This window comes from Pseudarthrobacter sp. NIBRBAC000502771 (assembly GCF_006517215.1).
Lineage (GTDB): Bacteria > Actinomycetota > Actinomycetes > Actinomycetales > Micrococcaceae > Arthrobacter > Arthrobacter niigatensis.
This window is the reverse complement of sequence record NZ_CP041187.1, coordinates 1,541,828-1,566,965: the sequence shown is the minus strand read 5'-3', so window position 1 is coordinate 1,566,965 and position 25,138 is coordinate 1,541,828. Positions and strand designations below refer to the sequence as shown.

Annotated in this window: 31 protein-coding genes and 1 riboswitch; of the genes, 15 read left to right on the top strand and 16 right to left on the bottom strand. The window is 68.3% G+C overall.

Translation table 11 applies throughout. From position 1 onward, the window contains the following. Window positions 1-52: 52 nt before the first annotated feature. From NIBR502771_RS07340 to NIBR502771_RS07330, 3 genes are all read right to left on the bottom strand, one after another. Window positions 53-487, bottom strand: a complete 435-nt coding sequence (locus NIBR502771_RS07340) for an SRPBCC family protein (RefSeq protein ID WP_141159161.1) — start codon at window positions 485-487, stop codon at window positions 53-55. A 100-nt stretch (window positions 488-587) separates the two neighbouring features. Beyond that, complete coding sequence (gene modA / locus NIBR502771_RS07335; RefSeq protein ID WP_141159160.1) at window positions 588-1,433, bottom strand: molybdate ABC transporter substrate-binding protein; 846 nt, start codon at window positions 1,431-1,433, stop codon at window positions 588-590. Further along, a complete protein-coding gene (locus NIBR502771_RS07330; protein ID WP_141159159.1) occupies window positions 1,430-1,840 on the bottom strand; it encodes a molybdopterin-binding protein in 411 nt (136 codons plus the stop codon). Before NIBR502771_RS07330 ends, modA begins: the two co-directional genes overlap by 4 nt. A 118-nt stretch (window positions 1,841-1,958) precedes the next feature. Between NIBR502771_RS07330 and NIBR502771_RS07325 the strand changes: the two genes are divergently transcribed. Both NIBR502771_RS07325 and NIBR502771_RS07320 read left to right on the top strand, forming a co-directional pair. Next, window positions 1,959-2,828, top strand: coding sequence for a DUF4031 domain-containing protein (locus tag NIBR502771_RS07325; protein WP_141159158.1), 870 nt, complete (start codon window positions 1,959-1,961; stop codon window positions 2,826-2,828). Beyond that, window positions 2,825-3,634, top strand: a complete 810-nt coding sequence (locus NIBR502771_RS07320; protein ID WP_141159157.1) for a 2-phosphosulfolactate phosphatase — start codon at window positions 2,825-2,827, stop codon at window positions 3,632-3,634. The genes NIBR502771_RS07325 and NIBR502771_RS07320 overlap by 4 nt, the downstream gene beginning before the upstream one ends. A 14-nt stretch (window positions 3,635-3,648) precedes the next feature. On the opposite strand, the gene NIBR502771_RS07315 is transcribed toward NIBR502771_RS07320, so the two are convergent. Together NIBR502771_RS07315 and NIBR502771_RS07310 are read right to left on the bottom strand one after the other, a co-directional pair. Continuing rightward, window positions 3,649-4,050 (bottom strand): YccF domain-containing protein, encoded by a 402-nt coding sequence (locus tag NIBR502771_RS07315; protein WP_141159156.1) that lies wholly within the window; start codon window positions 4,048-4,050, stop codon window positions 3,649-3,651. A gap of 110 nt (window positions 4,051-4,160) precedes the next feature. Continuing rightward, complete coding sequence (locus NIBR502771_RS07310) at window positions 4,161-4,772, bottom strand: phosphoribosylanthranilate isomerase (protein WP_141159155.1); 612 nt, start codon at window positions 4,770-4,772, stop codon at window positions 4,161-4,163. A 105-nt stretch (window positions 4,773-4,877) separates the two neighbouring features. Here NIBR502771_RS07310 and NIBR502771_RS07305 point away from each other — a divergent pair, with 105 nt between their 5' ends. From NIBR502771_RS07305 to NIBR502771_RS07275, 7 genes are all read left to right on the top strand, one after another. Continuing rightward, on the top strand, window positions 4,878-5,447 hold the full coding sequence (locus NIBR502771_RS07305; protein WP_141159154.1) for a HutD family protein: 570 nt from the start codon (window positions 4,878-4,880) through the stop codon (window positions 5,445-5,447). Window positions 5,448-5,517: 70 nt separating this feature from the next. Further along, window positions 5,518-5,581, top strand: a riboswitch (guanidine-III (ykkC-III) riboswitch). Window positions 5,582-5,590: 9 nt separating this feature from the next. Beyond that, window positions 5,591-5,914 (top strand): multidrug efflux SMR transporter, encoded by a 324-nt coding sequence (locus NIBR502771_RS07300; protein ID WP_141159153.1) that lies wholly within the window; start codon window positions 5,591-5,593, stop codon window positions 5,912-5,914. After that, window positions 5,914-6,279 carry a multidrug efflux SMR transporter gene (locus NIBR502771_RS07295; RefSeq protein ID WP_141159152.1) on the top strand — a complete coding sequence of 122 codons (366 nt, stop codon included), beginning with the start codon at window positions 5,914-5,916 and terminating at the stop codon, window positions 6,277-6,279. Before NIBR502771_RS07300 ends, NIBR502771_RS07295 begins: the two co-directional genes overlap by 1 nt. A gap of 9 nt (window positions 6,280-6,288) precedes the next feature. After that, window positions 6,289-6,915, top strand: a complete 627-nt coding sequence (locus NIBR502771_RS07290; RefSeq protein ID WP_141159151.1) for a nucleoside/nucleotide kinase family protein — start codon at window positions 6,289-6,291, stop codon at window positions 6,913-6,915. Window positions 6,916-6,944: 29 nt separating this feature from the next. After that, complete coding sequence (locus NIBR502771_RS07285) at window positions 6,945-7,973, top strand: aldo/keto reductase (protein ID WP_141159150.1); 1,029 nt, start codon at window positions 6,945-6,947, stop codon at window positions 7,971-7,973. Window positions 7,974-8,018: 45 nt separating this feature from the next. Continuing rightward, entirely contained in the window at window positions 8,019-8,321 is a 303-nt protein-coding gene (locus NIBR502771_RS07280; RefSeq protein WP_141159149.1) for a putative quinol monooxygenase, read from the top strand. A 21-nt stretch (window positions 8,322-8,342) separates the two neighbouring features. Beyond that, entirely contained in the window at window positions 8,343-8,993 is a 651-nt protein-coding gene (locus NIBR502771_RS07275; protein ID WP_141159148.1) for an MBL fold metallo-hydrolase, read from the top strand. A 58-nt stretch (window positions 8,994-9,051) separates the two neighbouring features. Here the strand turns inward: NIBR502771_RS07275 and NIBR502771_RS07270 are convergent, their stop codons facing one another. Next, window positions 9,052-10,947, bottom strand: a complete 1,896-nt coding sequence (locus NIBR502771_RS07270) for a DEAD/DEAH box helicase (protein ID WP_141159147.1) — start codon at window positions 10,945-10,947, stop codon at window positions 9,052-9,054. 318 nt (window positions 10,948-11,265) lie between these two features. On the opposite strand from NIBR502771_RS07270, the gene NIBR502771_RS07265 reads away from it, so the two are divergent. After that, window positions 11,266-12,003, top strand: coding sequence for a bifunctional 2-polyprenyl-6-hydroxyphenol methylase/3-demethylubiquinol 3-O-methyltransferase UbiG (locus NIBR502771_RS07265; protein WP_141159146.1), 738 nt, complete (start codon window positions 11,266-11,268; stop codon window positions 12,001-12,003). Here the strand turns inward: NIBR502771_RS07265 and NIBR502771_RS07260 are convergent. Further along, a complete protein-coding gene (locus NIBR502771_RS07260; protein WP_141159145.1) occupies window positions 12,000-13,424 on the bottom strand; it encodes an MFS transporter in 1,425 nt (474 codons plus the stop codon). The genes NIBR502771_RS07265 and NIBR502771_RS07260 overlap by 4 nt on opposite strands. A gap of 8 nt (window positions 13,425-13,432) precedes the next feature. Beyond that, window positions 13,433-14,779 (bottom strand): MFS transporter, encoded by a 1,347-nt coding sequence (locus NIBR502771_RS07255; protein WP_210411358.1) that lies wholly within the window; start codon window positions 14,777-14,779, stop codon window positions 13,433-13,435. 190 nt (window positions 14,780-14,969) lie between these two features. Here NIBR502771_RS07255 and NIBR502771_RS07250 point away from each other — a divergent pair, with 190 nt between their 5' ends. Both NIBR502771_RS07250 and trmB read left to right on the top strand, forming a co-directional pair. Further along, window positions 14,970-15,377, top strand: a complete 408-nt coding sequence (locus tag NIBR502771_RS07250) for a hypothetical protein (protein WP_141159144.1) — start codon at window positions 14,970-14,972, stop codon at window positions 15,375-15,377. Window positions 15,378-15,466: 89 nt separating this feature from the next. Then, entirely contained in the window at window positions 15,467-16,390 is a 924-nt protein-coding gene (gene trmB, locus NIBR502771_RS07245; protein WP_141159143.1) for a tRNA (guanosine(46)-N7)-methyltransferase TrmB, read from the top strand. Window positions 16,391-16,411: 21 nt separating this feature from the next. On the opposite strand, the gene NIBR502771_RS07240 is transcribed toward trmB, so the two are convergent. Together NIBR502771_RS07240 and NIBR502771_RS07235 are read right to left on the bottom strand one after the other, a co-directional pair. Next, window positions 16,412-16,858, bottom strand: coding sequence for a hypothetical protein (locus NIBR502771_RS07240; RefSeq protein WP_141159142.1), 447 nt, complete (start codon window positions 16,856-16,858; stop codon window positions 16,412-16,414). A 5-nt stretch (window positions 16,859-16,863) separates the two neighbouring features. Continuing rightward, window positions 16,864-18,444 (bottom strand): hypothetical protein, encoded by a 1,581-nt coding sequence (locus NIBR502771_RS07235; protein ID WP_141159141.1) that lies wholly within the window; start codon window positions 18,442-18,444, stop codon window positions 16,864-16,866. 211 nt (window positions 18,445-18,655) lie between these two features. Here NIBR502771_RS07235 and NIBR502771_RS07230 point away from each other — a divergent pair, with 211 nt between their 5' ends. Next, on the top strand, window positions 18,656-19,474 hold the full coding sequence (locus tag NIBR502771_RS07230; protein WP_141161454.1) for a DUF1206 domain-containing protein: 819 nt from the start codon (window positions 18,656-18,658) through the stop codon (window positions 19,472-19,474). Window positions 19,475-19,501: 27 nt separating this feature from the next. Further along, entirely contained in the window at window positions 19,502-20,020 is a 519-nt protein-coding gene (locus tag NIBR502771_RS07225; RefSeq protein ID WP_141159140.1) for an SRPBCC family protein, read from the top strand. On the opposite strand, the gene NIBR502771_RS07220 is transcribed toward NIBR502771_RS07225, so the two are convergent. Then, window positions 20,017-20,673: an anti-sigma factor gene (locus NIBR502771_RS07220; protein ID WP_141159139.1), complete on the bottom strand. Its 657-nt coding sequence runs from the start codon at window positions 20,671-20,673 to the stop codon at window positions 20,017-20,019. The two genes, NIBR502771_RS07225 and NIBR502771_RS07220, sit on opposite strands and share 4 nt — an antisense overlap. Next, window positions 20,670-21,170, bottom strand: a complete 501-nt coding sequence (locus NIBR502771_RS07215; protein ID WP_141159138.1) for a sigma-70 family RNA polymerase sigma factor — start codon at window positions 21,168-21,170, stop codon at window positions 20,670-20,672. The genes NIBR502771_RS07220 and NIBR502771_RS07215 overlap by 4 nt, the downstream gene beginning before the upstream one ends. Window positions 21,171-21,424: 254 nt before the next feature. Here NIBR502771_RS07215 and NIBR502771_RS07210 point away from each other — a divergent pair, with 254 nt between their 5' ends. Beyond that, a complete protein-coding gene (locus NIBR502771_RS07210; protein ID WP_141159137.1) occupies window positions 21,425-21,991 on the top strand; it encodes a hypothetical protein in 567 nt (188 codons plus the stop codon). Between the two features lie 25 nt (window positions 21,992-22,016). On the opposite strand, the gene NIBR502771_RS07205 is transcribed toward NIBR502771_RS07210, so the two are convergent. From NIBR502771_RS07205 to NIBR502771_RS07190, 4 genes are all read right to left on the bottom strand, one after another. Beyond that, window positions 22,017-22,769 (bottom strand): hypothetical protein, encoded by a 753-nt coding sequence (locus tag NIBR502771_RS07205; protein ID WP_141159136.1) that lies wholly within the window; start codon window positions 22,767-22,769, stop codon window positions 22,017-22,019. After that, complete coding sequence (locus NIBR502771_RS07200; protein WP_141159135.1) at window positions 22,762-23,340, bottom strand: RNA polymerase sigma factor; 579 nt, start codon at window positions 23,338-23,340, stop codon at window positions 22,762-22,764. The genes NIBR502771_RS07205 and NIBR502771_RS07200 overlap by 8 nt, the downstream gene beginning before the upstream one ends. A 180-nt stretch (window positions 23,341-23,520) precedes the next feature. Continuing rightward, window positions 23,521-24,222 carry a protein tyrosine phosphatase gene (locus tag NIBR502771_RS20690; protein WP_168225724.1) on the bottom strand — a complete coding sequence of 234 codons (702 nt, stop codon included), beginning with the start codon at window positions 24,220-24,222 and terminating at the stop codon, window positions 23,521-23,523. Between the two features lie 152 nt (window positions 24,223-24,374). Continuing rightward, window positions 24,375-24,977 carry a hypothetical protein gene (locus NIBR502771_RS07190; RefSeq protein ID WP_141159133.1) on the bottom strand — a complete coding sequence of 201 codons (603 nt, stop codon included), beginning with the start codon at window positions 24,975-24,977 and terminating at the stop codon, window positions 24,375-24,377. Between the last annotated feature and the right edge of the window lie 161 nt (window positions 24,978-25,138).

Sequence of the window (25,138 nt, the reverse complement as noted above, 5' to 3'; positions counted from 1 at the left end):
CCGCACTCCCTCTCTGCCTTTCCCCGTTTCCGTGCCTGCTGTACCCAAGTGCTCAGCGGCCTTCGAGGACCTGCTTGAGCCTGGACAGTTGGGCTACCTCAGATTCCATGGTCCTGGTGACCATCGAATCAAGGACACGCATCAGGAGCGGAAGCCTGGCGTCCAGGGCAAAGTGAACGGTGGTGCTGCCGGCTTCCCCTGCCAAGGTATACGTGCCTGTGGGCCGGGCCGGCCCCGCAACCACCTCGAAGCCCAGCAGGCGGCCCGGCTCTGCGGTGGTGATTTTGTAGTCACCCTGCAACGGGCGGCCCTTGGGTCCGGTCAGCGTTTGGCTGTAGATTGCGCCGGGCTCACCTGCCCTGCCTTCCTTGAGGGAAATGGATTTTACGCCCTCACGCCAGGCGGTGTTGTTCAGGCCGTCGGCCAGGAAGTCGTAGACCTCGCGTGCCGGCCGGTTGATGGTGATGCTGTTTTCTGCGTGGGCCATGCTGGTTTCCTCCGGACATGTCGGCTAAGAACGCTGGATGCTTGACGGTGGTGTCGACCGGCACGGCCCGGCGGACCTGCCGGCCGTTCCTCGCCCCACCCTACTGTCCGCCGGGCCCGAAACCCGCGGCGGCCAGGACTTTTTGGCCCTCCGGGCCTGCCACCAAGTCCATGAATGCGTGGGCGGCGGCCTTGTTCCTGCCGCCGGCGAGGCCCGTAATCGGGTAGGTGTTCACGGCACTCCCCGCCTCCGGGAACTGGATGCCTGCCGCCCTGGTCCCCGCCGCCTTGATGTCGGTGCCGTAGACCAGTCCGGCGTCCGCCTCGCCGGAGGTGACCTTGCCCAGGACGTCGGTGACTGCGTTTTCCTCGCTGACCGGGCTCAGCGTGAGCCCCGCCGCCTGGGCCACCCTGGCCGCGGCGGCCCCGCAGGGAACCTGCCTGGCGCAGGTCACCAGCTTGATGCCCGGCCGGGCCAGGTCCTTCAGCGATGTGACACCGGCAGGATTGCCCGGCGGCACGGCGATTGCCAGGGTGTTGGTGGCGAAGTTTTCCGGCGTGCCATCAGCCAGGCCCGCGTCCTGCACCTTCTTCATATTGGCAGTATCCGCGGACGCGAAGACGTCCGCGGGCGCACCCTGGCTGATCTGGCTTGCGAGGTCCGAGGAACCGGCGAAACTCAGCGCAACCGATGTGCCGGGATGTTCCGCTTCGAAGGTGCCGGCGAGCTCGGCAAAGGCCTGCTTGAGGGAGGCCGCCGCGAAGACGGTGATTTCGCCGCTGGGTTTATCGTTTGCGGTGGTGCCGGCACCGGTACCGGTCGCGGAGCCCCCTGCGGCGCAGCCCGGGAGGACGGCCAGCAGCAGCGCGACCACCGGCAGGACACCGAGGGAAAGCACGTGTTTCCGGAGTGGCGGGTGCCCGGACCGGGCAGGTGGCTGTTTCATGCAGTGGCCCGGCCCTTCGAGGATTCGATGATGACAGTGGTCGCCTTGACCACGGCGGTGGCAACGGCCCCCGGTTCCAGCCCCAGTTCACGCACGGCTTCGCTGCTCATCAGGGAGACCACCCGGAAAGGACCGCACTGCAGTTCCACCTGCGCCATGACCTTGTCCGTAATGACATTGGTGACCAGCCCGACGAACCGGTTCCGTGCCGAACTGCTGCCGCCTTTGGGGTCCTCCGGGAGCTGGGCGAGCTTCTGTGCGTGCGTTGCCAGTTCCAGCCCGTCCACCGCCCGGCGGCCGGAAGCGTCCCGGAGCGCGGTCAGGGTCCCCTGCTCTGTCCACCGGCGGACAGTATCGTCGCTCACGCCCAGGAACCGTGCAGCCTCGGAAATGCGGATGAGTGCCATAGGAGGATTATATTCCGCAAATACGGTTTTTTGTCCTTTATGTATTCGCAAGCGAGGTTGCGGGCAGGCCTCCCGGCCGCTCCGCGGCCCCAGCCGGCGGCGGCACTAGACTCCTTCCATGGCCATCTACATCGACCCGCCGCTGTGGCCTGCCCACGGAACGCACTTCTCGCACTTGGTGTCGGACGTATCGCTGGACGAGCTTCATTCGTTCGCGGCTGCCGCCGGGATTCCTGAGCGGGCGTTCGACGGCGACCACTACGATGTGCCGGAACGCCGGTTCAATGACCTGGTGGCCGCCGGCGCGGCTCCGGTGGAGGGAAGGGTGCTGGTGCGCCGGCTCATCGCCAGCGGCCTGCGGATCCCGGCGCGCCGGCGGAACAAGTCGCTGAAGGTCCCGCTGCTGAACCGCTGGGAAGCCATCATGCCCGGGCACGACGCACTCTTCCTGGACCTGCTGGACCGGTGGAGCGAACCACACCGCCACTACCACGGCTGCACCCACCTGCTTTCCGTACTGGAGGCGATCGACCTGCTCACGGAACCTGGCGAGCCGCCGCGGGCAGTGCTGCTGGCGGCCTGGTTCCACGATGCCGTCTACCGCGGGATCGCTGAACAGGACGAGGAGGAGTCAGCTCGCCTGGCCGAAGACCGGCTGGCCGGCGCCGGGCTTCCGGAGGAAGAAGTGGCGGAAGTTGCCCGGCTGGTCCGCCTGACGTCGGACCACCGGCCGGAGCCTGGTGACGACGGCGGGGCCCTCCTCTGCGACGCGGACCTTTCCATCCTGGGCGCCGAACCGGACGAGTACGCCCGCTACGTCGCTGCCGTGCGGAAGGATTACGCGCACATCGGCGACGCCGACTTCGCAGCCGGCAGGTCCGCCGTCGTCCGCCACCTGCTGGAACTGGACCCGCTGTTCCACCATCGGCGGGCCAGGGCCCTGTGGCTGGACGCCGCACACCGCAACCTGGAAGGCGAACTCGCATGAATGCACCCGGCACCAGTCCGCGGCACACGCACTCCGCCAATGCAGCCCACCGGCAACTCCCTTTCGCCGTCCGGCTGGAATGGGGGCTGGAGGGGGCCAGGACGGTGGCACCCGGGGCCGACATCGCGGTAGTGGTGGATGTCCTGTCCTTCAGTACCTGCGTCAGCGTGGCCCTGGACCGGGGCGCTGAAGTCTTTCCCTACCGCTGGCGGGACACCACGGCCGAGGACTTCGCCGCCCACCACCGCGCCCAGCTGGCCGGGCCCCGCGGCGGCGGAGGCCTGAGCCTTTCCCCCGCAAGCCTCCGCGCTGCGGATTCGCTGGACCGTGTGGTGCTGCCCTCGCCCAACGGTTCCGAACTTTGCCATGCGCTGGCCGCCGAAGTGCCACTCGTGGCCGCAGCCTGCCTGCGGAACGCGGCGGCCACGGCGGAATGGGTGGCCGCCAACCTTGCCGCCGATGCCGTGGTGGCCGTGGTCGCCGCCGGTGAGCGGTGGCCCGACGGCACAATCCGGCCCTCCGCGGAGGACCAGATCGGAGCCGGCGCCTTCATCGCGGGGCTGGTGGCCGCCGGCAAGGGCGGCTACGAAGCCGGTGACGGACGGCACGGCTATGCTCCGGAGGCCGTGGCGGCCATGGCTGTTTTCGAGTCCGCCGAACCACGGCTGCGCGAGCTGCTGCAGAATTGCTCCAGCGGCCGCGAACTGTCCGGGGCCGGCTACGCCGAGGACGTGGACATCGCCGCTGAGCTGGACGGAAGCGAGCGGGCGGCCATCCTCCGGGACGGATCGTTCCGGCCGCTGTAATTAGCCGGCAAACCTTAGCGGTAGGTGCTGACGAACGGCGTGCTGGTTGGCACGATCTGCTTACCCAGGGGCATCAGGGACACCGGGATGAGTTTGAGGTTGGCGATGGCCAGCGGGATGCCGACGATGGTCACGGCCATGGCGAACGCGGTGACCACGTGGCCAATGGCAATCCAGATCCCTGCCACGAGCAGCCAGATCACGTTGCCCAGCAGCGAAAAGACACCCGTACCGCCGGGCTTGTCCACCACCATCCGGCCAAACGGCCACAGCGTGTAGGAGGCAATCCGGAATGAGGCGATACCCCAGGGGATGGTGACGATCAGCAGGCAGCAGACCACGCCCGCGAGGAAATAGCCCAGGGCCAACCAGAAGCCGCCGAAAACCAGCCAGATGATGTTCAAAAGTGTCTTCATGCACCCATTGTGCCCTCGACCCCCTGACAAAAAGGCTGTCCGGCCAAAAGATGGGGGACATCCCTGAGCGGGCCCTGACCCGGCACCGGTCAGGCGCAGGCGGATGGCCGCTAAGCAGTGGCAGCGGCCTTGGCAGCATTGACGAACGCGCGGATCTTAGCCAGGTCCTTCACGCCGCGGGACGCTTCAACGCCGGAGGAGACGTCAACGCCCCAGGCGTGGGCAGCGGCTGCTGCCTGGCCCACGTTGGCCGCCTCGAGGCCACCGGCAAGCACCCAGTTCCGGCCCTCCAGCACGGGCAGGCCCGCCACGGAGGCGTAATCCCAGGACTCCCCGGAACCCGGAACGGCGGCATCGATCAGGAGGAGGTCCTCACCCCAGTCCTCGAACTCGTCCGGTGAGGCACCCATGGTGATGGCCCTGACCAGCTTCATGCCGGCGTCGTGCACTGTCTCCACGTCCGTGCGGGACCGGGCGCCGTGCAGCTGGATCCATTCCAGGCCGGCGGCGCGGGCGATGGCGATGGCGTCTGTGACAGGCTCGTCGCGGAACACCCCGATCGGGGAAACGCTGTCCGGTACTCCGGCCAGCAGGGAGGCGGCCTGTGACGGTGAGACAACCCGGGGGCTGGCGGTGAGGACGAACCCCACCGCATCCGCGCCGGCGTCCACTGCTTCGCGGACCGATTCGGGCGTGCTGAGACCACACACTTTGACGAACATTCCCGGGCTCCTTCAGGCTGTTTTCGTGTTGACCCCCCGGAGGAGAGTAGCAGGCACGGGACCGGTGTGCGACGGGCATCCACGGCGGGGAACTACGCTGGGCTCATGCAGATCATCCGCTTCGAAGGGCTCAAAGCCGAACCATGGCGCAACGGTGGCGGGGTGACAAGGGAAATCGCACGCCAGGGGTCGGCGGACGGCGGCTGGGACTGGCGGGTGAGCATCGCCGATGTGGCCAAGGCCGGCGACTTCTCCGCTTTCCCTGGAATGGAGCGCGTACTGACGGTCGTCGAGGGGGATCTGTTGCTGCTGACCGTTGGCGGCGCGGAACAACCCCTGGAAAAGTACCGTCCGTTCCGGTTCGACGGTGGCGCAGCTACAACAGCTGCACTGCCCACCGGCGACATCCGTGACCTCAACGTCATCACCCGGACCGGGGCGTTCAAGGCCTTCACCTCCATCGTCGAACTGTCCAAAAAACGCGCCCACCCCGTGTTCGAAGGGCAACTCGGGGTGCTCCTGCAGGGCCAGGCAAAGGTCAGCGACAGTGCTGGAGACCCGCTTGAGCTCGGCCGATACGACGCCGTGGTGGGGTCGGACAGCGATTCCCCGGAAATCCTGGGCCGCGGCTTCCTGGCTGTGGTGTCCATCGACCCCCTGGAACCTGCGACGTAAGCACCCGCGCGGGTGGTGAGGTTGCGCACCACCGGTGGCAGCCCGTCGTCGTGCCTTGCTACCTTGGAAGCCAAGGCCCTCCCCGGGCGTCCGGACGACGGTTCAGTACCCGGCACGCGACAAGACTGGCCAAAGGAACTGTCATGCCGTGGATCATCCTCATTCTTTCCGGCGCGCTGGAGGCCGTGTGGGCAGCGGCGCTGCACCGGACCTCGCAGGTTTCCGGACGCCGCCGAATCGCCCCCGCGGCCCTGTTCCTGGCGGCCGTTGCCGCCAGCACCGGCGGCCTTGCCGTGGCCATGCAGGCCATTCCCACCGGAACGGCCTATGCCGTGTGGGTGGGCGTGGGGGTGGTCCTCACCTCCGCCTACGCGATGGTCACCAGGGTTGAACGCCCGACGGCGGCGCGCCTGCTCCTGCTGTCCGGCATCGCCGCGTGCGTGGTTGGCCTGAAGGTGGTGGCGTGATGGTGAAGCGTTCCGTTCCGTGGCTGGTGCTGCTGGCGTCGGCCGTCCTGGAAGCTGTCTGGGCCACCGCGCTCGGCCTGTCCGACGGCTTCACCCGCCCGCTGCCCACCGTGGTCTTCGGCGTCACCGCCACGCTCAGCATGCTGGGCCTGGGCATGGCCGTCCGGACCATCCCGCTGGGTACGGCCTATGCCATCTGGGTGGGCATCGGCGCCGCGCTCACCGTGGGTTGGGCCATGGCCACCGGCGTGGAGCCGTTCAGCGTGGTGAAGCTGCTGTTCATCACGGGGATTGTGGGCTGCGCCGCAGGCCTGAAGGCGTTGCCGGCAGAAAAAGATGCGCCGCTGGCGCCCGGCGGTGACTAGGCTTTTGCCATGCACTCCCCCGAGATCACCATGGCCGTCGACGCGCTGCGGCGCCGGCTGGTGCGCGGACCGCGGACCATCCTGGGCATAGCGGGGGCGCCGGGGTCCGGCAAATCCACCTTCGCCGCCTGGCTGCAGGAGCAGTTCAGCCCCGGCGCCTCAGTGGTGGTGCCGATGGACGGGTTCCACCTGGGCAACGCAATTATCGAGGGGACCCCGCTCCGGCAGCGCAAGGGAGCCATTGATACGTTCGACGCCGGTGGCTACCTTTCCCTGCTGCGCCGCCTGTCGCTCCGGGACGAGGCAGTTGTGTACGCACCGGAGTTCAGGCGCACCCTGGACGAGCCGGTGGCCGCTTCGATCGCCGTCCCGGCCGAGGTCCAGCTGGTGATCACCGAGGGAAACTACCTGTTGGCGGACCAGGAACCGTGGAAGGACGTGCGGGCGCAGCTGGACGAGGTGTGGTTCCTCGAAACGCCGCCCGCGCTCCGGCTGCAGCGCCTGGTGGAACGGCACGTTTCGTTCGGCATGGAACGGGAGGCTGCGGTTGCCTGGGCCACTGGACCTGACGAAGCCAATGCCTGCCTGATCCAGGCCACCCGCCCGGCAGCGGACCGCGTCCTACCTTGGCTGTAATTTCAACGCAGGAACCGAACAGGAGAACCATGGCAAACGCACCCACCGAATCCGGCAGCACTGGACCCGCAGAAACTGTCCAGCTCGGCGACGGACTGACCGTCAGCCCCCTGGGCTTCGGCGGCATGGCCCTCACGCCGGTCTACGGCGAGGTGGACCCTGCCGAGGCGCTGCAGACCCTGCACCACGCCGTCGACGCCGGGGTCAGCTTCATCGACACCGCTGACATCTACGGCGGCGGCAGCAACGAGGAACTCATTTCCCAGTTGCTCAAGGACCGGCGGGACGAAGTCCAGCTGGCCACCAAGTTCGCGCTGGTGGGCACACCCACTGACGGCTACACGGACATCCGCGGTGACGCCGCCTATGTCCACGAGGCAGTGGAACGGAGCCTTCAGCGGCTTGGCACCGACGTGATCGACCTCTACTACATGCACCGCCGTGACGTCCGCGTCCCTATCCAGGAAACCGTGGGCGCCATGGCGGAGCTGGTCGCGCAGGGAAAGGTCAGGCACCTGGGCCTTTCCGAGGTGACGGCACAGGAACTGCAGGACGCGGCAGCGGTCCACCCGATCGCCGCGGTCCAGAGCGAATGGTCCATCTGGAGCCGGGACGTGGAACGCAATGTTGTTCCCGCCGCCGCCGGGCTGGGAGTGGGATTCGTCCCGTACTCCCCCCTGGGCCGTGGCTTCCTCACCGGAACCGTGGATACTGCCAGCCTGGGCGAGAAGGACTTCCGGCGGAACATCCCCCGGTTCGCCCCGGACGCCGCAAGCGCCAACCAGGCGGTGGTGGACGCCGTCCGGGCTGTGGCGGACCAGCTGGCCGCCACGCCGGCGCAGGTTGCCCTGGCGTGGCTCCTCGCCCAGGGCAAGCGGCTCGGACTTCCGGTTGTCCCCATCCCCGGCACCCGCAAGGCCGCACGCATCGACGAAAACCTTGGCGCGCTTGCCCTGGACCTCACCCCGGCGCACCTGGAGGCCCTGGACGCGGCGTCGGACGCCGTCGTCGGCTCCCGTTCCGCGGACCCCGCCTGGGTGTCCGAGGGCCGCGAATAAGGCCGCTCTCCAAAAACCCGTCCCTCGCCCAACCCAAGGAGCCCCATGCCTGCCATCGTCCACTTCGAAGTCCAATTCAAGCCCGAGCATGTCACCGACGCCGCCAAATATCTGGCTGAAACCCTCGCCGCCACCCGAGCGTGGCCCGGTAACCAGGGCATCGAAGCGCTGGTGGATGACGCCGACCCCTGCCACATCCTGGTGGTGGAAACCTGGGCCACCACCCAGGACCACGACGACTACGCCGCCTGGCGGGCCACGCCGGAAGGCAGGAGCGCGCTGCACGAGGTACTCGCCGCGCAGCCGTCCAAGCAGGTTTACTCCACCACCCTCCCGCTCGGCCTCTAGCCCGTCCTTAGACTGAAGCCTATGGACTCACTTCGATACGACCTGCCGGCGATCACCATCCGCAGCATCCCGGTCAGCGAGATGGACAACAACGTGTACCTGCTGACGGCAAAGGAGAGCGGCGCACAGGTGCTGATCGATGCCGCTGACGATTTTCCTGCCATCCAGCAGCTGCTGGCGGACGGGGCCGGGGACACGTCGGCGGCCCCGCGGCTTGCGCTGATTGCCACCACGCACCAGCATTGGGACCACGTGCGCGCCCTGAAGGAACTGGTGGACGCCACGGGAGCACCGGCAGCCGCCGGAGCGGACGACGCCGATGCGCTGCCGGTCCCCGTTGAGGTCCGGCTGAACCATGGCGACGTCGGGAAGTTCGACGGCTTCGAGCTCACCGCCGTGCACCTGCGCGGCCACACCCCGGGCTCCATTGCCTTCGTGTACCAGGACCCGGAAGGACCTGCGCACATCTTCTCCGGCGACTCCCTGTTCCCCGGCGGCGTAGGCAATACCCAGAAGGACCCGGAACGGTTCAACCAGCTACTGTCAGACGTCACGGAGCGGCTGTTCGGCGCCTACCCGGACACCGCCGTCGTGCATCCCGGGCATGGCAAGCCCACCACGCTGGGTGCGGAGCGCCCGCATCTTGGGGAGTGGCGCGCCCGCGGCTGGTAATGTCTGCACACGCAAAAGGCGGGCCCAACCGTGAGGTTGGGCCCGCCTTTTTCATTGGCTAGCGGCCGCGGCGCTCGTTCGACGCCGGGGCGGACGCGCGGCGGGGACCGCTGCGGGCGGGACGGCCCGAGCCGCCATTGCCGCCGCTGCCGGAACCGTAGGACCCACCCGAGGTTCCGCCGGTGTTGGAAGACCAGACGGCCTTGTTTCCGCCGGCTGCACCGGAGCGCTGGCCGGAGTTGCCCGCTGCTGCGCGCTGGCCGGTTGCGGGGCGTCCGCTGCGCTGGCCACCACCGGACGCGGGGCGTCCACCTGAGGCGGGACGGCCCGTGCCGCCGCGGGGAGCATCGCTGCGGGTGATCCGGGAGTCGCCCCGGCCCTCCGCTGCACGGCCGTCGGAACCGCGGCCGGCCGATGAGCGGCCACCTGCTGCGGGAACGTCGTTGCGATGCGTGGAAGCGGTGCCACGGCCGCGGGCGTTGCGGCGGGCAGCGGCTGCTGCCACTGCGCGGTCCTCGTTCTGCTCCGCGTTGCGGTCGAATGCTGCACGGGCCTCCGTGCGGCCTTCGAAGGCAACGGCCCGGCGTTCGGCGCGGGTCGCGTCACTGCGGGCGGGCTCGGCCGAAACCTTGCCGCGGCCGCCGCGGCCGCCACGCCCACCGGTGGTGGGGGCGGCCTGGCGGCGTGCGCGCTTGCGCTCCGCGTTGGCGCCGGTGGAGGTGCCCCCGCCCTGGCGGGGGGCCTTGGCGGCCATCAGGGCGGCGCGGGTGCGGGGGTCAACCTTGTCGGCGATCTCGCCCACCAGGTCGGCCACGAGCGGGGAGTTGGCCGTGACGCGCTCAAAGTTCACGTCGACGCCGGCAGCCTTCATGAGCTTCTTGACGTCGGCCTGCTGCTCCGGGAGGGTCAGCGTGACCACGGTGCCGTCGGAGCCGGCACGCGCGGTGCGGCCGGAACGGTGCAGGTACGCCTTGTGCTCGGTGGGCGGGTCCACATGGATGACCAGTTCGACGTCGTCCACGTGCACACCGCGGGCGGCGACGTCGGTGGCCACCAGGACGCGGACGTCGCCGTTGGAGAACTCGGCGAGGTTGCGGTCACGGGCATTCTGCGAGAGGTTGCCGTGCAGGTCCACAGCGGGGATGCCGGCGTCGGTCAGGGTCTTGGCCAGCTTGCGGGCGTGGTGCTTGGTCCGCATGAACAGGACGCGGCGGCCGGCGCCGGAGGCAAGCTCAACGATCAGCTGCTTCTTGACGGTCTGGTCGTTGACCACCAGCACGTGGTGCTCCATGGTGGTCACCGCGGCCTGCGGATCGTCCACCGAGTGGGTGAGCGGGTTGGACAGGTAGCGCTGGACGATCTTGTCCACGCCGTTGTCCAGGGTGGCGGAGAAGAGCAGGCGCTGGCCCTGGCTGGGGGTCATGTCCATGAGCTTCTTGACCACGGGCAGGAAGCCGAGGTCGGCCATGTGGTCGGCCTCGTCCAGGACGGTGATCTCCACAGCCTCGAGGGTGAGGATGCGCTGGCGGATCAGGTCCTCCAGGCGGCCGGGGCAGGCGATGACGATGTCGACGCCGGCACGCAGCGCCTTTTCCTGCCGGGCCTGGGAGATGCCGCCGTAGATCACGGTGGTGTTCAGGCCGGCGGCCTTGGCCAGCGGCTCGATGGTGGCGTTGATCTGGGTTGCCAGTTCACGGGTGGGCGCCAGGACCAGGCCCATGGGGCGTCCGGGCTTCCGGAAGTACTTGGCTTCCCGCTCAGCGAGTCTTGCTACAAGCGGGATAGCGAAAGCAATGGTCTTACCGGATCCGGTCCGGCCCCGGCCCAGGACGTCACGGCCGGACAGCGTGTCCGGAAGGGTCTTCACCTGGATGGGGAACGGTTCAACTATTCCCTGGGCGGTAAGGGTGTCTGCAAGGGCCTTGGGAGTACCGAGGGCAGCAAAAGTAGTCATGTAGTTTTTTACGGTCTTTCTGGCGGTATCCGGGCGGATATCGGCCCCCGATGCCGGTTGGACCAGGGGTTTCGCCGAAGAAAAGTCAGGTGATCAACCGGGCGCTGTAAATCAGGACAGCCGGCCGGGACCAAATGGAACGCGTTCATCGACGCAGGATGTGCCTCTCACATGAAGAAAGCCCGCTCCCTGGAAAGGAACCTCCAGATCCGGAGCAGGCGGCATCACTGCACATCAAGTTCCTCCAGTCTAGCATCCCCGCGCCGGGAACCTGTCGTCGGCGTTGCCTTCGGGGACCTGGCGGGGCAGTGTTGAGCCATGAGCGAGCACCAGGACACGCAACAGCCCGAAGGGCACAGGCACGACGGCGGGGCTGCCCTGGGCGGTATTGGCGGCGGCATCGACGCGGCTTCTGCCTGGGACGAGCGGTACCGCAGCAAGGCAAGGCTGTGGAGCGGGAAGCCCAACCCGCAGCTGGTCCGGGAGGCCGGGGGCCTCCGGCCCGGGAAGGCCTTGGAACTGGGGTGCGGCGAAGGTGCCGACGCCATCTGGCTGGCGCAGCAGGGTTGGTCCGTGACCGCCGTCGACGTTTCCTCAGTTGCCTTGGAACGGGCCCGCTCGCACGAACTGGCCGAACTGGCGCGGGAAAGCGTGCACGCCTCAAACGGGACCCTGGAAAGCCGGATCACCTGGCAGCAGGCGGACCTGACGCAGTGGCACCCCGGGAACTCCTACGACCTGGTGACCTCGCAGTTCCTGCATTCCCAGGAACTGGACTGGCGGGTCCCCCTGCGGGCAGCGGCCTCGGCCGTCAAGGCAGGCGGAACGCTGCTGGTGGTGGGCCACCACCCGGACCGGCTTCCGCCCTGGGGCAACGACCACCACCAGCACCTGGACATGTTCTACACGGGCGACCAGCTGGTGCAGGAACTGGGACTGGATGAGCCCGGGTGGCAGGTGGAGGTCCTCACCAGCCGGGAGCGCCCGGTGACGGGGCCGGAAGGGCAGGAAGCGACCATCGCCGACGTCGTCCTGCGCGCCACCCGCCTCTCCTAACCTGCCCGAGGAGCCGGGGTGGTGACGCGGGGCGCCACCACTGCCGCCGCGACCCCGATGGCTGCGGTGAAGGCGAACACTCCTGCGAAGGACTGGGCCGGCGTGGTGAACGCGGCGAAGACAATCCCGGTGGTGGCCAGCGACAACGCCCCGCCCAGGGAGTCGGAGATGGACATGGCGGAGCTGTTGAAGCCTTCGTCCTCCTTGGTGGACAGCGCCAGGGTCATCACGCTGAGGCGTGGGTAGAGCAGGCCCATGCCGCCCCCTGCCAGCACCCAGCCCGCGATGGCGGTGGCGGCCGGCCAGTGCAGCGCGGTGGTGGCCAGGGCCAGGGTTATCGCGGCCAGGACCATAAGCGATCCGGCCTGGACGGCGCGGCGGTGGGGCAGCCGCGTGCCCATCCGGCCCTGGACGGCGGCAGCCCCCGCCCAGGCGAGCGCGCCGCCGGTGAGGGTCAGCCCGGCCAGCGTGGGCGGGAACGAATACTGGTCGATCAGCAGATACGGAAGGTAGACCTCGGCGCCGAAGAACGACGCCGACGCGAGCCCGCGCGCCAGGATCACGCTCGGCAGCCCGCGGCGGGCGGCGAGGGTGCCTGGGGGCACCAAGGGGCGCACGGCCACCAGGGCCAGGACGACGGCGGCGAGCGCCAGCAGTGCCGTGGCTGCCGGGAAGCCGGGGATGCCGGCGTCCGCGGAAAGATTGAGTCCCAGCACCGCGAGCGCGGCCAGGGCCGCCCATCCCAGCCGGCCCAGGGCCCACGGCGGCGCGGTTTCTTCCGCCTGCCCGTTTCCGGCCGGCTGTCCGTCCGCGTCGGGGCCGTCGAGTCCGCGCAGCACCGGGACGATCATGGCCAGCGCCGGAATGACCAGGCCTACCACGCCCAGGAACACCCAGTGCCAGCTGAAGACCTGGGCCACCACACCGGCGGCGAAGGGACCCACCAGGGACGGGACCACCCAGGCCGCCGAGAAGGCAGCGAAGATCCTGGCGTGCAACTGGCCCGGGAAGAACCGCGCCACGAGCACGTAGAGCGCAACAGTGAGGGCGCCGCCGCCGAGGCCCTGCACCAGGCGGCCGGCGACGAGCAGAGGCATGGTCACGGAAGTCCCCGCGATCAGCAGGCCCGCCACGAACAGGGCCACGGAGGCGTACAGCGGTGGGGCGGGGCCCCGGCGGTCAGACCAGTTTCCCGCCCCCACCATGCCGATCACGCCGGTGGCCATGGGCCCCGCAAAGGCCAGCGCGTAGAGGCTTCCGCCGTTCAACTCCCGGCTGACCAGGGGCATGATGGTGGTCACGGCAAGCGATTCGAAGGCGGCGAGGAACACCAGGGCGCAGGTTCCCACGGTCACCCACAGGTACGGGGGCCGGAAGATTCCGGCGGCGTCGCGGGTTCCGGGGAGCGTGGAGTCCTGCACGGCCGGCCCTACTCCACGAACCGGTTCCGGCCGGACCGGTAGCCGAAGACGGCCGCGAGCAGGCCCACCACCGTGAACAGGATCCCGGCGGGAACAAAGGACCCCGTCGCCTGGTGGAGCTGGCCCACCATAAGGGTGCCCGTGGAGCCCACCCCATAGCCCACACCCTGCATCATGCCGGAGAGGTGGGCTGCGGTGTGCCCGTCGCGGGTGCGGAGCATAATCAGGGTCAGGGCCGCGGCGGTGAGGCTTCCCTGCCCCAGTCCGAGCAGGCCGGCCCACACCCAGATGAGGTTGAGGGGGCCCAGGATACTCAGCACGAATCCCCCGCCGGTCATCAGAGCTACCAGCGTGTTGATGGCGCGCTGGTCCCGGAACCTCGCGGCGAGGGCGGGAGCGAACAGGGACCCCAGCATCTGCAGCACGATGCACACGGCAACGATCAGCCCTGCGGTGGCGCCGTCCACGCCCCTCTCCCGGAGGATGGGCGCCAGCCAGGCGAAGCCGCTGAAGGACATCATGGCCTGCAGCACCATGAAGATGGTGACCTGCCAGGCGACCGGTGAGCGCCAGACGTTGATCCCGTCCCTGACCGCCTGGTGCCTGACCGTGCCCTGACGCAGGGCCACGGGGAGGAACAGGAGAAGCACGACGGCGGCGGGGAGCGCCCAGACCCACAGTGCCTTGGTCCACTCCCCCGTCGCTGTGTACACCGGGTAGGTGAAGCCGGCCCCGAGCGCGGCGGACGCACAGATGGCGGTGGTATAGAGCCCGCCCATGAGCCCCAGCCGGTGCGGGAAGTCGCGTTTCACCAGGCCCGGAAGGAGCACGTTGCACAGGGCGATGGCGGCGCCGCAGGCCGCGGTGCCTACCAGGAGGGCAGGAAGGTGGCCGCCCCCGCCCGTTGCTGTTCCGGTGTCCACAGGCCGCAGCAGCAGCCCGGCGGTCAGCAATACCATGGCGCCCAGCAGCACCCGCTCCGCACCGAACCGGCGCGCCAGGACCGGGGCGAGCGGCGCGAAGACGCCCAGCAGCGTCACGGGAACAGTTGTCAGCAGCACCACGGACCAGCCGGGCAGCCCGGCCTGGGAGGTCACCTCCGGCAGGACGGCGGAGAGGCTGGAAAAGACGCTGCGCAGGTTCAAGCCGATCAGGACCAGGCACACGCCCAGGTAGGCGAGGGCGCGCCTGCTGCCCACGCGGGTGGGTTCCGCCGCCGGCAGCTCATCGATTTCTGCGTCCACCAGGGTGCTGAGGTCCACCACACTGCTGCCCGTCCGGGTCCCGCCCTGGGCGTCCCCGAAGGCAGCCATTCGCCGCTGCTTCCTTGCCTCGGCATTCGTTCCGTCCGTCATGGGCCCATTCTTGCAGGCGGGGGGCGGCACGGAGTTTTCCACATACGGGACGCCGCTGCTTCCGGCGCGCAAGGCAGGTTCGTAGGTTGGGGAAAGCCGCCGGTTCATCCGGCCCGCGTCCACTGATACATGCCCCCTGATACATGCCCACTGATACTTGCCCACTGGCAGACCGACCGACCGGAAGTAGATGATCACCATGAATTCACAGGAAACCGCCCCGGTTGATGAGCGGGGGCCATCCGTTCAAGGACCGGCAACCGCCATGCGGGGCCCCGGGAAAGCCATTGCGAGCCTTGTCCTGGCCATCCTTGCACCCCTGGGCCTGGTGATCACCCGCCCCCTCGCCGCCTTCGCGCTGCTGCTGACCTTCCCCTACAACGGTCCGTCAAAGCTCCCCTGGGTAGCGCCATTGGTTCTTTGGAGCCTGCCTATGATCCTCGGGTCGATTTCCACGGGTTTGGCCATCGCGGTGATTCGGGACGCGAAACAGCAAGGGTCCGCCAAGGGCATGTCGACAGCCTCACTGTGTGTGTCGGGCGTGGTGTTTGTGATCGGACTCTTGCTCTCGACAAGTCTCATACTGATGATGCATTAGCCTGCATTTTCGCGGCAGGAGGTTTCCGCCGAATCCAGCCCGTCCCGCGTGCCCGCCCGCGCTGTTCCTGCGGCGCTATTCTGGAAGGGATGAGTGAATCCCCTGAAAACCCCCAGCAGCCGCATGTCCCCAGGCCCGTGACACCGGGGACCCAGGCCTCCTTCGGCACGTACGGCGGCCGCCCGGTCAGTTTCGTGCGCCGCGGCACCCGTCTCCAGGGCCGCCGGCAGGCAGCCTGGGAGGAGCACGCCGAACGGTGGGCCGTGGACGTGCCCCGGCACGTGGCCAACACCTCGGTCCACCCCGACTACACCTTTGACGCCGCGGCTGAGTTCGGCCGGGACGCCCCGCTCATCGTTGAGATCGGTTCGGGCCTGGGCGACGCCATTTGCCACGCGGCGGAACAGAACCCCGGCACCAACTTCCTGGCCGTGGAGGTCTACACGCCGGGACTGGCCAACACCATCATCAAGATCAACAGCCGGGGCCTGGACAACGTCCGCGTGGTGGAGGCGAACGCGCCCGAAGTTCTGGCCACCATGCTGCCTGAAGGCTCGGTCAGCGAATTGTGGGTCTTCTTCCCGGACCCGTGGCACAAGTCGCGGCACCACAAGCGCCGGCTCATCCAGCCGGAGTTCGCCGGCCTCGCTGCCCGCGCGCTGAAGCCGGGCGGCCTGTTCCGGATCGCCACCGACTGGTCCAACTACGCAGTCCACGTCCGCGATGTCATGGCCGGCTCCGCAGACTTCGAGAACCTCCACACCGGCGAGCGCCGCGGCCCCGAAAGCCCCCTGACGCAGGTGTGGCAGTCCGGTGTCGAAGCGGTGGTGGGCGGTGCACCCGTGCGGGAAGGCCGTGCACCGGTGAGCACGGAACACACCGGGCCCAACGAAGGCGTGGACGAGACCGGCGGCTGGGCCCCCCGCTTCGAGGGCAGGATCAGGACCAGCTTCGAGGCGAAGGCGCACGAGGCCGGCCGGTTGATCTTCGACCTCTGCTACCGCCGCCGCTAAGCGGCGGGGCCGGGAATGCCGCTAGCCGACGTTGATGGCGGCCACGATCTCCTTGAGCATGTCCAGGCGCGGTTCGGCTTCCGGGTCCAGGTACGGCCAGACGACCACGACGCCGATGAACCGGTTGCTTTCCCACACGCCCACTGTGGCTGCCACCTTGGCCGGGCCGCCGTCGTCGTCATACCCCGCCACCACGGCGTATGCAGCCTTGCCCGGCAGGTCCAGCTCGCCCTCCGCCAGGAGGGTGCCGCCGCGGTCCTCAAGGTAGTAGCCCGCCATCAGGTGCGCCCAGCCGTTGGCCTGCGGCGCGTCCTGGACGGAGGTGTCGTCCTTGATGACGGTGACCAGGACACCGCCCGGCAGGCCATACTGCCCGCTGTTGGGCCCGGCCGTGGAGTCGTCCAGGACCTGGGTGTGCTCGGGGAAGTCCGCGGTGAAGCCCAGCGGGGATTCGATGTGCACTGACATGGGTTTCAGAGCCTCTCGAGCTTGGTGTCGTTGGGGACTTTATAGTACGTGGACACGTTGGTGGTGGACTGGTTCTCGGTCTTGATGTCCACCTCACCCACTTTCACATCGATGCCCGCCTCATTCTTGGCAGTCAGCACCGAGTTCACCTGGACGGTGGCCGAGCCGGCCTCGTAGAGCCGGGCCGCGTCATGGGCCGCGCCGGTGTCATTTCCCAAGGCAACGTTGCGCAGGTAGCTGTCGATGATGGGACGGTTCACGGGCGTGTAATCGATGTCGATCTTGACGGTGCCCTGGGTCCCGGCGGTCACGGTCGAATCGAACTTCGCCCCCTCGGTCTTCAGGCCGGACGTAACGCCCTGGGCCACGGTCCCGTCCATGGAGACGGAGACGGAATCGATGTTGTTGTGCTTGTCCATATTGACCGCCAGGGCGCCCTTGCCGGAAGCCTCAAAGACCCTGCCGTCCAGCTTGAGCCGGCCGTTGGCGGAAACCTCGCCGCTGGCCGTGGAGGTGCCGTCCGTCAGGTTCCGCTCGTAGGCGAGGTCGAGCTTCGCACCGCCGGATACCGTGCCGGATTCACCGGTTGCATCCAGCGAGAACGTGCCCTTGGCCTTATCCGTCTGGCCGGTGGAGCCGTTGTCCTTCGCCGCGTCATTGATGGTGTCCAGGATGTAGCCGGGCGGGTTTCCGGCCACATCCTTGATCTCCCCGATGCTGTCCGGCGGAAGGTCGTGGTACATCTGCTTGCGGGCCGCCATGGCTTCCTCCACGCTGGCGAACGTGTACTCGCGGGAGACCTCGCCGGTGAGTGTTGCCCCCGCGGTGCCGGAGGCGTCATTGACGCCCAGGCCCATGTTTCCGTACACCTTCATGGTGGCGGACCCGTCGGCGTTTTCCACCACCTCCGTGCCCACTTCGGCGCCGCCGTGGACCCAGGCAACCCTGGCTTCGATGGAGGCCTTGCCTGTTTCTGTGTAGACCGGGATGTCGGCCCTGGCCAGTTCCTGCAGGTGGCGCTTCGCAAGTTCCTGGGCTGCCGCGGGGATGCCGCCGTCCATGCGCATCAGGTCTTCGGCAAACGGGCCGTCGCTGCCTTCGCCCTGGATCAGGTACTGCCTGTCGGCGTCGGACAGGCCGGCCCACCACTTTGCCTGCTCTTCCGGGCTGGCGTTGACCATGCTGTCCAGTCCGGCCGCGAGCTCGCGGCGGTGCCCGGCCGCTGCCCTGGCTTCTTCGGCCCGTTCCTTGAACCACTCCCTCGCCTGCTCCGCCATGGAGGTGATCCGGTCCCACGTGCTGCCGCCGGAACCGCCACTTCCCATGGTGGAAGCCTTCTCCTGCTCGTCGGCATGCTTCATCAGGATTTTGGCGTTTTCCCGCAGGCTGGCCACCACCCTGTCCAGGCTGGGACGGTGGCTGGCGCTCCACTCCTGGCGGAATCGTTCACCGTCCCGGCCCTTCCACGGCGCGGATTGGATCTGGCTGTGCAGTGACCCGGCGCGGCTGCCCAGCAGTGTCGCTGCCTGGTCGGCGGCCTTGGCCAGCGCCCGCAGCTGGCTGATGTCTGCGCCGTAAAAAGTCATGGTTTCCCCCGGAAAAAAGTGCGGTGCCTGTCGATCGCTGGTCCTCATGGTTGCACAGGTACGGAATCGCGGCGATGGGGATCCCTCCCCATCGCCGGCCTGGAACCAACTGTTCCGGGACCCCGCGGCGTGGCACGATTGCCCTTACAAGAAGGGCACGCAAACCAGCGCACTACCGCGCCGTCCAAAAGGAAAGACGATCAAAGAAGAACTGAAACAGGCCGTTGACAAGGCCGAGGACGTCACCAATTCGCGCGTCCTTGAGATTTTCGCCCGGTCCGGGTTTGCGGCCAGCGGCATCCTCCACCTCCTGGTGGGCGCCATTTCCATCCGGCTGGCGGTGGGCGGAACCGGAAATGCGGACTTCAGCGGTGCGGTAGCGGAACTCGCCACCATGCCCGTGGGCCCGTTCCTGCTGTGGGGCAGCTTCGCGGCCTGCGCCGCGTTGTCGCTCTGGCAGGCAGGGGACGCGATCTTCGACTTCAACCACCAGGCCACCAAGACCAAGGTGAAGAACAAGGCCAAGGCCACCTTGCAGGCGATCGTGTACGCAGTCCTTGCCCTGACCCTCTGGCACTTCCTCACGGGCGCTGGAAACGGCGGCGACAACCGCAAGGCCGCGAGCGACTTCACCGTATCGATGATGCAGGCCCCGGGCGGCGTTGCCCTGCTGGTCCTGATCGGTGTGGCGGTTGCCGTGACGGGTGTGGTCTACGGCATCCGGGGACCGAAGAAGTCTTTCCAGAAGCAACTGCGGATGCCGGCTCCGGGGCCGGCCAGGACCGCCGTCACGGCACTGGGCGTGGCAGGTTACCTGGCGAAGGGAACAGTACTCCTGCTGGCGGGCCTGCTGATCGCCGTCGCCACACTCAAGCGGCATCCGGAGGATTCCACCGGCCTGGACGGCGGCCTGCGGGCCCTCCGTGACCAGCCGATGGGCCCCTACCTGCTGGCAGCGGTGGGAGCCGGGCTGATTTGCTACGGGGCGTACATGATCATGCGCGCACGGTTGGCGAAAATGACCAAGTAGCAGGCGCCGGCGTGGTTAGGTTGGGGCATGCCCCAGGTACGCGCCGAACGCTTGATCCGCATCGACCCCGAGACGGCGTTCGCCTTCTCCCAAACCACCGGGGACTTCCGTCTCAAATGGGACCCCTTCATTTCCTCGCAGGGCTTCCTTGACGGAGCGCGGGCGCCGGGAAAGGGCGTCCGGACCCGCACCAGGTCGCGCCTTGGGCTGGCCATGGTGAGCCAGTACGTCTCCTATGCGCCGCCCGGGAACGTAGGAATGACCATGGTGTCCGGCCCATGGTTTTTCACGAACTTCGGCGGCGGCTGGCGGTTCACCAAGGACGACGACGGCACCCGGGCCGTCTGGAAGTACACGTTTTCCTGCCGCCCGGCGTTGCTGCGGCCCATTATGGAGCGGATCGGCAGCCGGCTGCTGGGCTATGAGATTGAACGGCGGATCGCCGCCTTCGCCCGCGCCTGCGAGGATGAGGGCCTGGTGGCGGAATTCCGTGCGTTGGGAACAGACCGGGGACACCACCACCCTGGCCCCGGCACGCAGTCCTAGGGAACGGTTATGACCGCCACGGCCCGCTGGGCGCCGTCGCGCAGTTCGACGCTGGAGATGCTGCCCAGCTGGATGGGTGTGGCACCGGTGACCTTCACCTTCCCGCTGGGGGTGGCGGTCCAGGCGCAGGCCCGGTCCTCCGCGCCGGCCCGGTCGCGCACCCACAGCGACAGCGTCCCTTCCTCCGGCAGGCTGCTGCCGCTGACCGCCAGCTCAGTCCCCCAGGTCTTCCGGGCCATGTCGATGTTCACCTGGAGCCCTCCGCCGGAGGCCACGGAGTAAGTGGCATCCGGCTGCGGCGGCCTGGCAAGCAGCGGCCCCACAGCCAGGCCCACCGCCAGGCAGGCAGCGGCAACGGCACCTGCCAACGCCACCCACCGCCGTCGTAATGAGCGGCGACGGTGCGCCAGCTCGCTGAACAGGCGCGCCGGGGCGCCCGGGTCAGCTCCCTCCCCGCCGCCGGGCGCGGCGGTGAGCGCCACGGCGTCGGGGACGGGGAGGGCATCGAGGAGCATCGGGACCTTCTCCAGCACGGCAAGCTCTTTGCGGCAGGCGGCGCAGCCCTGGAGGTGTGCTTCGAAAAGGCTGAGGTCGGCGGCGTCGAGGCCGCCCAGCACGTAGGCGCCCAGCAGGTGGTGCGGGTTGGGAGTCACCGTTCCACCCCCATCTCGTCCAGGATGGTGCGCAAAGCCCGGAGCGCGTAGAAGGCGCGGGACTTGACGGTGCCGCTGGGGATGCTGAGTTGGACAGCCGCCTCGTTGACGGTGAACCTGCGGTAATGGAGGGCCACCAGGACGTCCCGGTGTTCCTTGCTCAACCGGAGCAGGGCCTCCTCCATCAGGACCCGGTTCAGCAGCTCGTCAACGCGGCCCATCACCTCTGCGGGTTCGGTCAGGCTGCTTTCCAGCGCCTCATGGGGGCGGCGCTGGCTCCGGCGGTAATTGTCGATCATGATGTTCCTGGCTGTGCGGTACAAGTAACTGCGGAAGCTGCCGTTGACCTCCGGGGCGTGCTGCCAGACGCGGAGCACCGTTTCCTGGACCACGTCCTCCGCGAGCTGCGGATCCCTGGTGGCGCTGAGCACGAAGCGGCGCAGGGCGCTGCCATGTTCACGGTAGATGGCCTCCACCACGTTGTCGTCGAGCGGCATCCCGCTCCTCCCGTCACTGCCAACACCACTGCCCTGCACTGCTTCCGGGAACGCCACGGCATCCTGCGCTCCCGGCTGTTACCACGACGGAAAGCAGGAAAAGGTTCACCTACCCGGCGCGGCAGCCTGCCTGTGAACCATTCTTCACCCGGAGGCGTCGTAGGGGTTAGCGCAGTGATCCAGCGCCGGGCGCCCCGCGAAGCGCCACATCCCAGAACGCACACAGCCAGGCAAAAACATCCAAGGAGCACACCATGAAACACCATATCGGGGCAGGCCTTGCCATCCTGGCCCTGGCGGCAGCCCTCACCGGCTGCGGCAGCAGCACCGGGACCACGCCGGCGGCCTCCAGCCCGGCCACGGGCGGCGCCACCAGTTCAGCAGGAACTTCCTCCGGGACGTCCTCCGCCAGCCCCTCCGGAACGTCGGCGTCGTCATCGCAGGCAAGTTCCGCCGTCGACCTTAAGGCAGCGTCCTCGGCGGCAGGAAGCATTGTGGTGGATGCGAAGGGAATGAGCCTCTACTTCTTCACCAAGGACACCAAGGACTCCGGCACCAGCGCCTGCACTGGTTCCTGCCTGGTCCAATGGCCTCCGCTCACCACCACTTCGGGATCCCCCACGGCAGAAGGAGTCACCGGGAAACTGGGCACCATCACCACGCCTGACGGCAAGAAGCAGGTGACGTTGAACGGCATGCCCCTCTACTACTTCGCGAAGGACACCAAGCCGGGTGACACTCTGGGCCAGGGTGTGGGCGGCGTCTGGTACTTGTCCGATCCGTCAGGCGCCATGATCAAATCGGCCGGACAAGGCTACTAGCCCGGCAGGATCCGCCCGGCGGGGCCTACTTCAGCGGAACATCCGCGGCCTTGCCCGGGAGCGGGATGTCGGTGGGCAGCGGAACGGGCACTTTAGGGCCCTGTTCCAGCCCCTTCCGGACGTCTCCCGGCACCTCGGTGGGCAGCGCCGGCGAAGCCGGGACCTCCGCGGGCTTCTGCGAGGGCGTTCCGTGGGCGGGCATGGATCCCTGCCGTGTTGGAACGCTCGACGGCGCCGCGGCGGCAGATGCAGAAGCGGGCGCGGGTGCCGGTGGGACGGCATCCGCGCTGCTGGTTGCCGAAGGCCGCGGCGCTGCCGGCGCGGGAACCGGAAGCTGCTTGCCGTCATTGCCGGCGGGGGCCGCGGTTGAGCCTGCCACGAATGAGGTGACGGCGTGGTTCAGCTGGGAGATGGAGTCCCGGAATCCCTGGTCGGAGGCGGCGGCAACCGCGCCGCCGGCCGCAAGCGAGGCAGCCACGGAGAGCGTGGTGAGTGTGATGCGGCGCTTGGCCCTGCGGCGGGCGGCCAGTTGGTCAGCCGGCTGCCCGGCAGCGGGAAGCGCGGTGGTGGCGGGCGCGGCCACCGGAAGCACCGTGGTGGTGGCTGCCGAGGGGCCAGCCATCAGCGCCGCGATGTCGGCAGAAGGCGCCGGGTCCTCGGCCGCCAGGGCGCGAAGATGGAGCAGTGCGTCGCGGAGCTGGCCGTCGCCGCCCATGCCTGCCTCCAGCAGAAGCTGGTCAACGGCACCGTCGTTCCGGGATCCTGCGGTATCACTCATGATGTGCCTGGTTTCTCTTGAGCGTTTGTGCCTTGAGGTTCTGGAGGGCCCGGCGCTGGAGCTGCTTGATGGCTCCGGTGCTCTTGCCCATGATGGCGGCTACCTGCTCGATGGACAGGTCCGCAACGACGCGAAGGGCCAGGACCTCCTGGTGTTCTTCTCTGAGGCCTTCCAGCATGGCTTCGGCACCGGCCGTCAGTTCCACCGCGTGGTCCTCCGCGGACGGGGTGGTCCGGGCATCATGCTGGGGGTCGTAGGGCGTCAACTGAGGCCTGCGCTCCTGCCGGCGGTAGTGGTCCACCATGCGGGCGTGGGCGATTGAGAAGATCAGGGACTTTGCGCCCTGCAGTCCACCGGTGAGGGTGCCGATCCGCGGGTAGAAAGCCATGAAGACGTCCTGGGTCACGGCCTCGGGATCATCCAGTCCGCGCGCTTTAAGGTACCCCTGCACCGGGCCCGCGAAGGTTCGATAGGCAGCAGCGAACAACACGGCCGGATCAGTCCCGGCTGCGTTGTCGAATATGTCGATCTCTTCTTGGGCCAAAGTGTCCAGCACCAGCGGCTCCTCCATCCCGGGATCAGGCCCTTGCCTTATCCCGGTTTCCGGTTCGGGCTGCCAATCCCCGTGGTATTCCGGCTGCCTCGCGGCAGGTCTGCCAGGGGCGCTCCTTCAAGCTTTTCCAGCGGCGCGCGTACCCGCCCGGCTGCCCGGACTGCGGCCGCAGCCGCAGTCCAGACTAGCCAATGCGCCTTAGCGGGCCGAAACCGACGGCGTGTGGACGGTGTTGCCACCCACGGCGGGAACGGCAGGAACAGCGGGAACGGCCTTGGCGCCGTCTACCCCCGGGACGGCCGGAACGGCCGGCACTGCAGGAGCGGCGGGGACCTCCGGCTTTGCGGCGTCAACGGAGACGGAACCGTTGCCCTCGGCACCGGCCTTGGCTGCGGCGTCGGCCTTAGCCACGACGTCGGCGCAGTAGCTCTTGATGTTGGCGTCACCCTTGGCAGCGATGGACAGCGAGGAGAACGCCTTGGAGGAAGCGTCCAGGCCGCCGTGGGTGAAGGCGGTGCAGAGGCCCAGGGCTGCAGGGCCGGCCGCGTCCACGGCGGTGTTGGCCGTTGCGGAACCGGTTACATCAGCGCTGGCCTTTTCGTCGGAAGCGCCAGCCGTGGCCGTTGCCTTGGCGGTGGCTTCCGCGGTGCCGTCGGCGGTCTTCAGGGCGTCGGACACTGCCGAGGTGGCGGTGGGGGCCGCAGTGGCCTGGGCATCAGCTGCTGCTTCGGCTGAAAGCTTGGGGGCAGGCGCACCAAAGAGCTCGTGCGCAGTCTGCTGGGCCTGGGTGGGAAGGGCACCGGAGACGGCTGCGGCGCCGGTTCCGCCTACCGCCAGGGTTCCGGCGGCCAGGACTCCGGCGGCGACTTTGCTGGTGGCGAGAACGGTGAATACAGACATTTACTTCTCCAAAACCTAGACAACACATAGGACTGGGCCCGCCGGGCGGACCCATCACTGACTACATCGCCCGTGGTTGCGGAAAGGTTACGGGTGCGGTGGATTTCTTTTTCCCGTCCCCACCGCCGGCAAGCCCGGCGGCCGGCGGACCGCTAGAAAGGGTTCGCTGCGCCGGTGCGCACCGACCCCGTGCCGGCGTCCTCAAGGGCCATGGCGGCGAGGCGCTGGATGTACGGACCCACTTCCTCGTCGTCGAGCACCAGCAGGTCCGGCTGGCCGCGCAGCCAGCGGGCGTTAAGCGAGGTGATGTTCTCGTGTTCCAGCAGTTCCTCGAACTCGCCGTCGAGCTCCTCGATGCGGAGGACGGCGCGGTTGACCGCACCGGTGTCATCGGTGCCACCGGCCAGGTAGGACGCTGCCGTTCCGTCGGTCAGCACGGCGTAGGCCTCCGCGGCGCGGTTGAAGAGGTCCAGGTGGGCGGCTGCGCCCATCCCTGCCATGCCTTCGCGGACCAGCGGGTCGGTGGCGATCCGGCCACCGGCCATAACGGCGTACTGCGCGAAGCCTCCCTCCAGGGCCTGGGACAGGTAGAAATCCACCAGGCAGCTGCGGACGGCCACCGGCGACATGTCCTCCAGCCGCAGCATGGCCTTGCGCATGGCGTCGATGATGGCAGCGTTGGCCTCCACCACTTCCTCGTCCCTGCCTCCGATGCTGCTGCTGGTCAGGACGACGGGCTGGTGCGTGATGGTCATGGCGATCCTTGCTGGGCGGCGGTTTTGCTCCGGACGCTTTCACGGTACGACGGCCGGTTCACGGCAACACCGGGAACGAAATGAACGTCAAGCGAAGTTTTCGGGACCGGCACGGAAGGAAGCCCGGCGGCGTGCGGGCGCCCCCGGGCGAACTAAGATGG

Coding starts and splice junctions, on each gene's coding strand:
- NIBR502771_RS07340 (WP_141159161.1), bottom strand. CDS start 487: ATGGCCCACGCAGAAAACAGCATCACCATCAACCGGCCGGCACGCGAG.
- modA (WP_141159160.1), bottom strand. CDS start 1,433: ATGAAACAGCCACCTGCCCGGTCCGGGCACCCGCCACTCCGGAAACAC.
- NIBR502771_RS07330 (WP_141159159.1), bottom strand. CDS start 1,840: ATGGCACTCATCCGCATTTCCGAGGCTGCACGGTTCCTGGGCGTGAGC.
- NIBR502771_RS07325 (WP_141159158.1), top strand. CDS start 1,959: ATGGCCATCTACATCGACCCGCCGCTGTGGCCTGCCCACGGAACGCAC.
- NIBR502771_RS07320 (WP_141159157.1), top strand. CDS start 2,825: ATGAATGCACCCGGCACCAGTCCGCGGCACACGCACTCCGCCAATGCA.
- NIBR502771_RS07315 (WP_141159156.1), bottom strand. CDS start 4,050: ATGAAGACACTTTTGAACATCATCTGGCTGGTTTTCGGCGGCTTCTGG.
- NIBR502771_RS07310 (WP_141159155.1), bottom strand. CDS start 4,772: ATGTTCGTCAAAGTGTGTGGTCTCAGCACGCCCGAATCGGTCCGCGAA.
- NIBR502771_RS07305 (WP_141159154.1), top strand. CDS start 4,878: ATGCAGATCATCCGCTTCGAAGGGCTCAAAGCCGAACCATGGCGCAAC.
- NIBR502771_RS07300 (WP_141159153.1), top strand. CDS start 5,591: ATGCCGTGGATCATCCTCATTCTTTCCGGCGCGCTGGAGGCCGTGTGG.
- NIBR502771_RS07295 (WP_141159152.1), top strand. CDS start 5,914: ATGGTGAAGCGTTCCGTTCCGTGGCTGGTGCTGCTGGCGTCGGCCGTC.
- NIBR502771_RS07290 (WP_141159151.1), top strand. CDS start 6,289: ATGCACTCCCCCGAGATCACCATGGCCGTCGACGCGCTGCGGCGCCGG.
- NIBR502771_RS07285 (WP_141159150.1), top strand. CDS start 6,945: ATGGCAAACGCACCCACCGAATCCGGCAGCACTGGACCCGCAGAAACT.
- NIBR502771_RS07280 (WP_141159149.1), top strand. CDS start 8,019: ATGCCTGCCATCGTCCACTTCGAAGTCCAATTCAAGCCCGAGCATGTC.
- NIBR502771_RS07275 (WP_141159148.1), top strand. CDS start 8,343: ATGGACTCACTTCGATACGACCTGCCGGCGATCACCATCCGCAGCATC.
- NIBR502771_RS07270 (WP_141159147.1), bottom strand. CDS start 10,947: ATGACTACTTTTGCTGCCCTCGGTACTCCCAAGGCCCTTGCAGACACC.
- NIBR502771_RS07265 (WP_141159146.1), top strand. CDS start 11,266: ATGAGCGAGCACCAGGACACGCAACAGCCCGAAGGGCACAGGCACGAC.
- NIBR502771_RS07255 (WP_210411358.1), bottom strand. CDS start 14,779: ATGACGGACGGAACGAATGCCGAGGCAAGGAAGCAGCGGCGAATGGCT.
- NIBR502771_RS07250 (WP_141159144.1), top strand. CDS start 14,970: ATGATCACCATGAATTCACAGGAAACCGCCCCGGTTGATGAGCGGGGG.
- trmB (WP_141159143.1), top strand. CDS start 15,467: ATGAGTGAATCCCCTGAAAACCCCCAGCAGCCGCATGTCCCCAGGCCC.
- NIBR502771_RS07240 (WP_141159142.1), bottom strand. CDS start 16,858: ATGTCAGTGCACATCGAATCCCCGCTGGGCTTCACCGCGGACTTCCCC.
- NIBR502771_RS07235 (WP_141159141.1), bottom strand. CDS start 18,444: ATGACTTTTTACGGCGCAGACATCAGCCAGCTGCGGGCGCTGGCCAAG.
- NIBR502771_RS07225 (WP_141159140.1), top strand. CDS start 19,502: ATGCCCCAGGTACGCGCCGAACGCTTGATCCGCATCGACCCCGAGACG.
- NIBR502771_RS07215 (WP_141159138.1), bottom strand. CDS start 21,170: ATGCCGCTCGACGACAACGTGGTGGAGGCCATCTACCGTGAACATGGC.
- NIBR502771_RS07210 (WP_141159137.1), top strand. CDS start 21,425: ATGAAACACCATATCGGGGCAGGCCTTGCCATCCTGGCCCTGGCGGCA.
- NIBR502771_RS07205 (WP_141159136.1), bottom strand. CDS start 22,769: ATGAGTGATACCGCAGGATCCCGGAACGACGGTGCCGTTGACCAGCTT.
- NIBR502771_RS07200 (WP_141159135.1), bottom strand. CDS start 23,340: ATGGAGGAGCCGCTGGTGCTGGACACTTTGGCCCAAGAAGAGATCGAC.
- NIBR502771_RS20690 (WP_168225724.1), bottom strand. CDS start 24,222: ATGTCTGTATTCACCGTTCTCGCCACCAGCAAAGTCGCCGCCGGAGTC.
- NIBR502771_RS07190 (WP_141159133.1), bottom strand. CDS start 24,977: ATGACCATCACGCACCAGCCCGTCGTCCTGACCAGCAGCAGCATCGGA.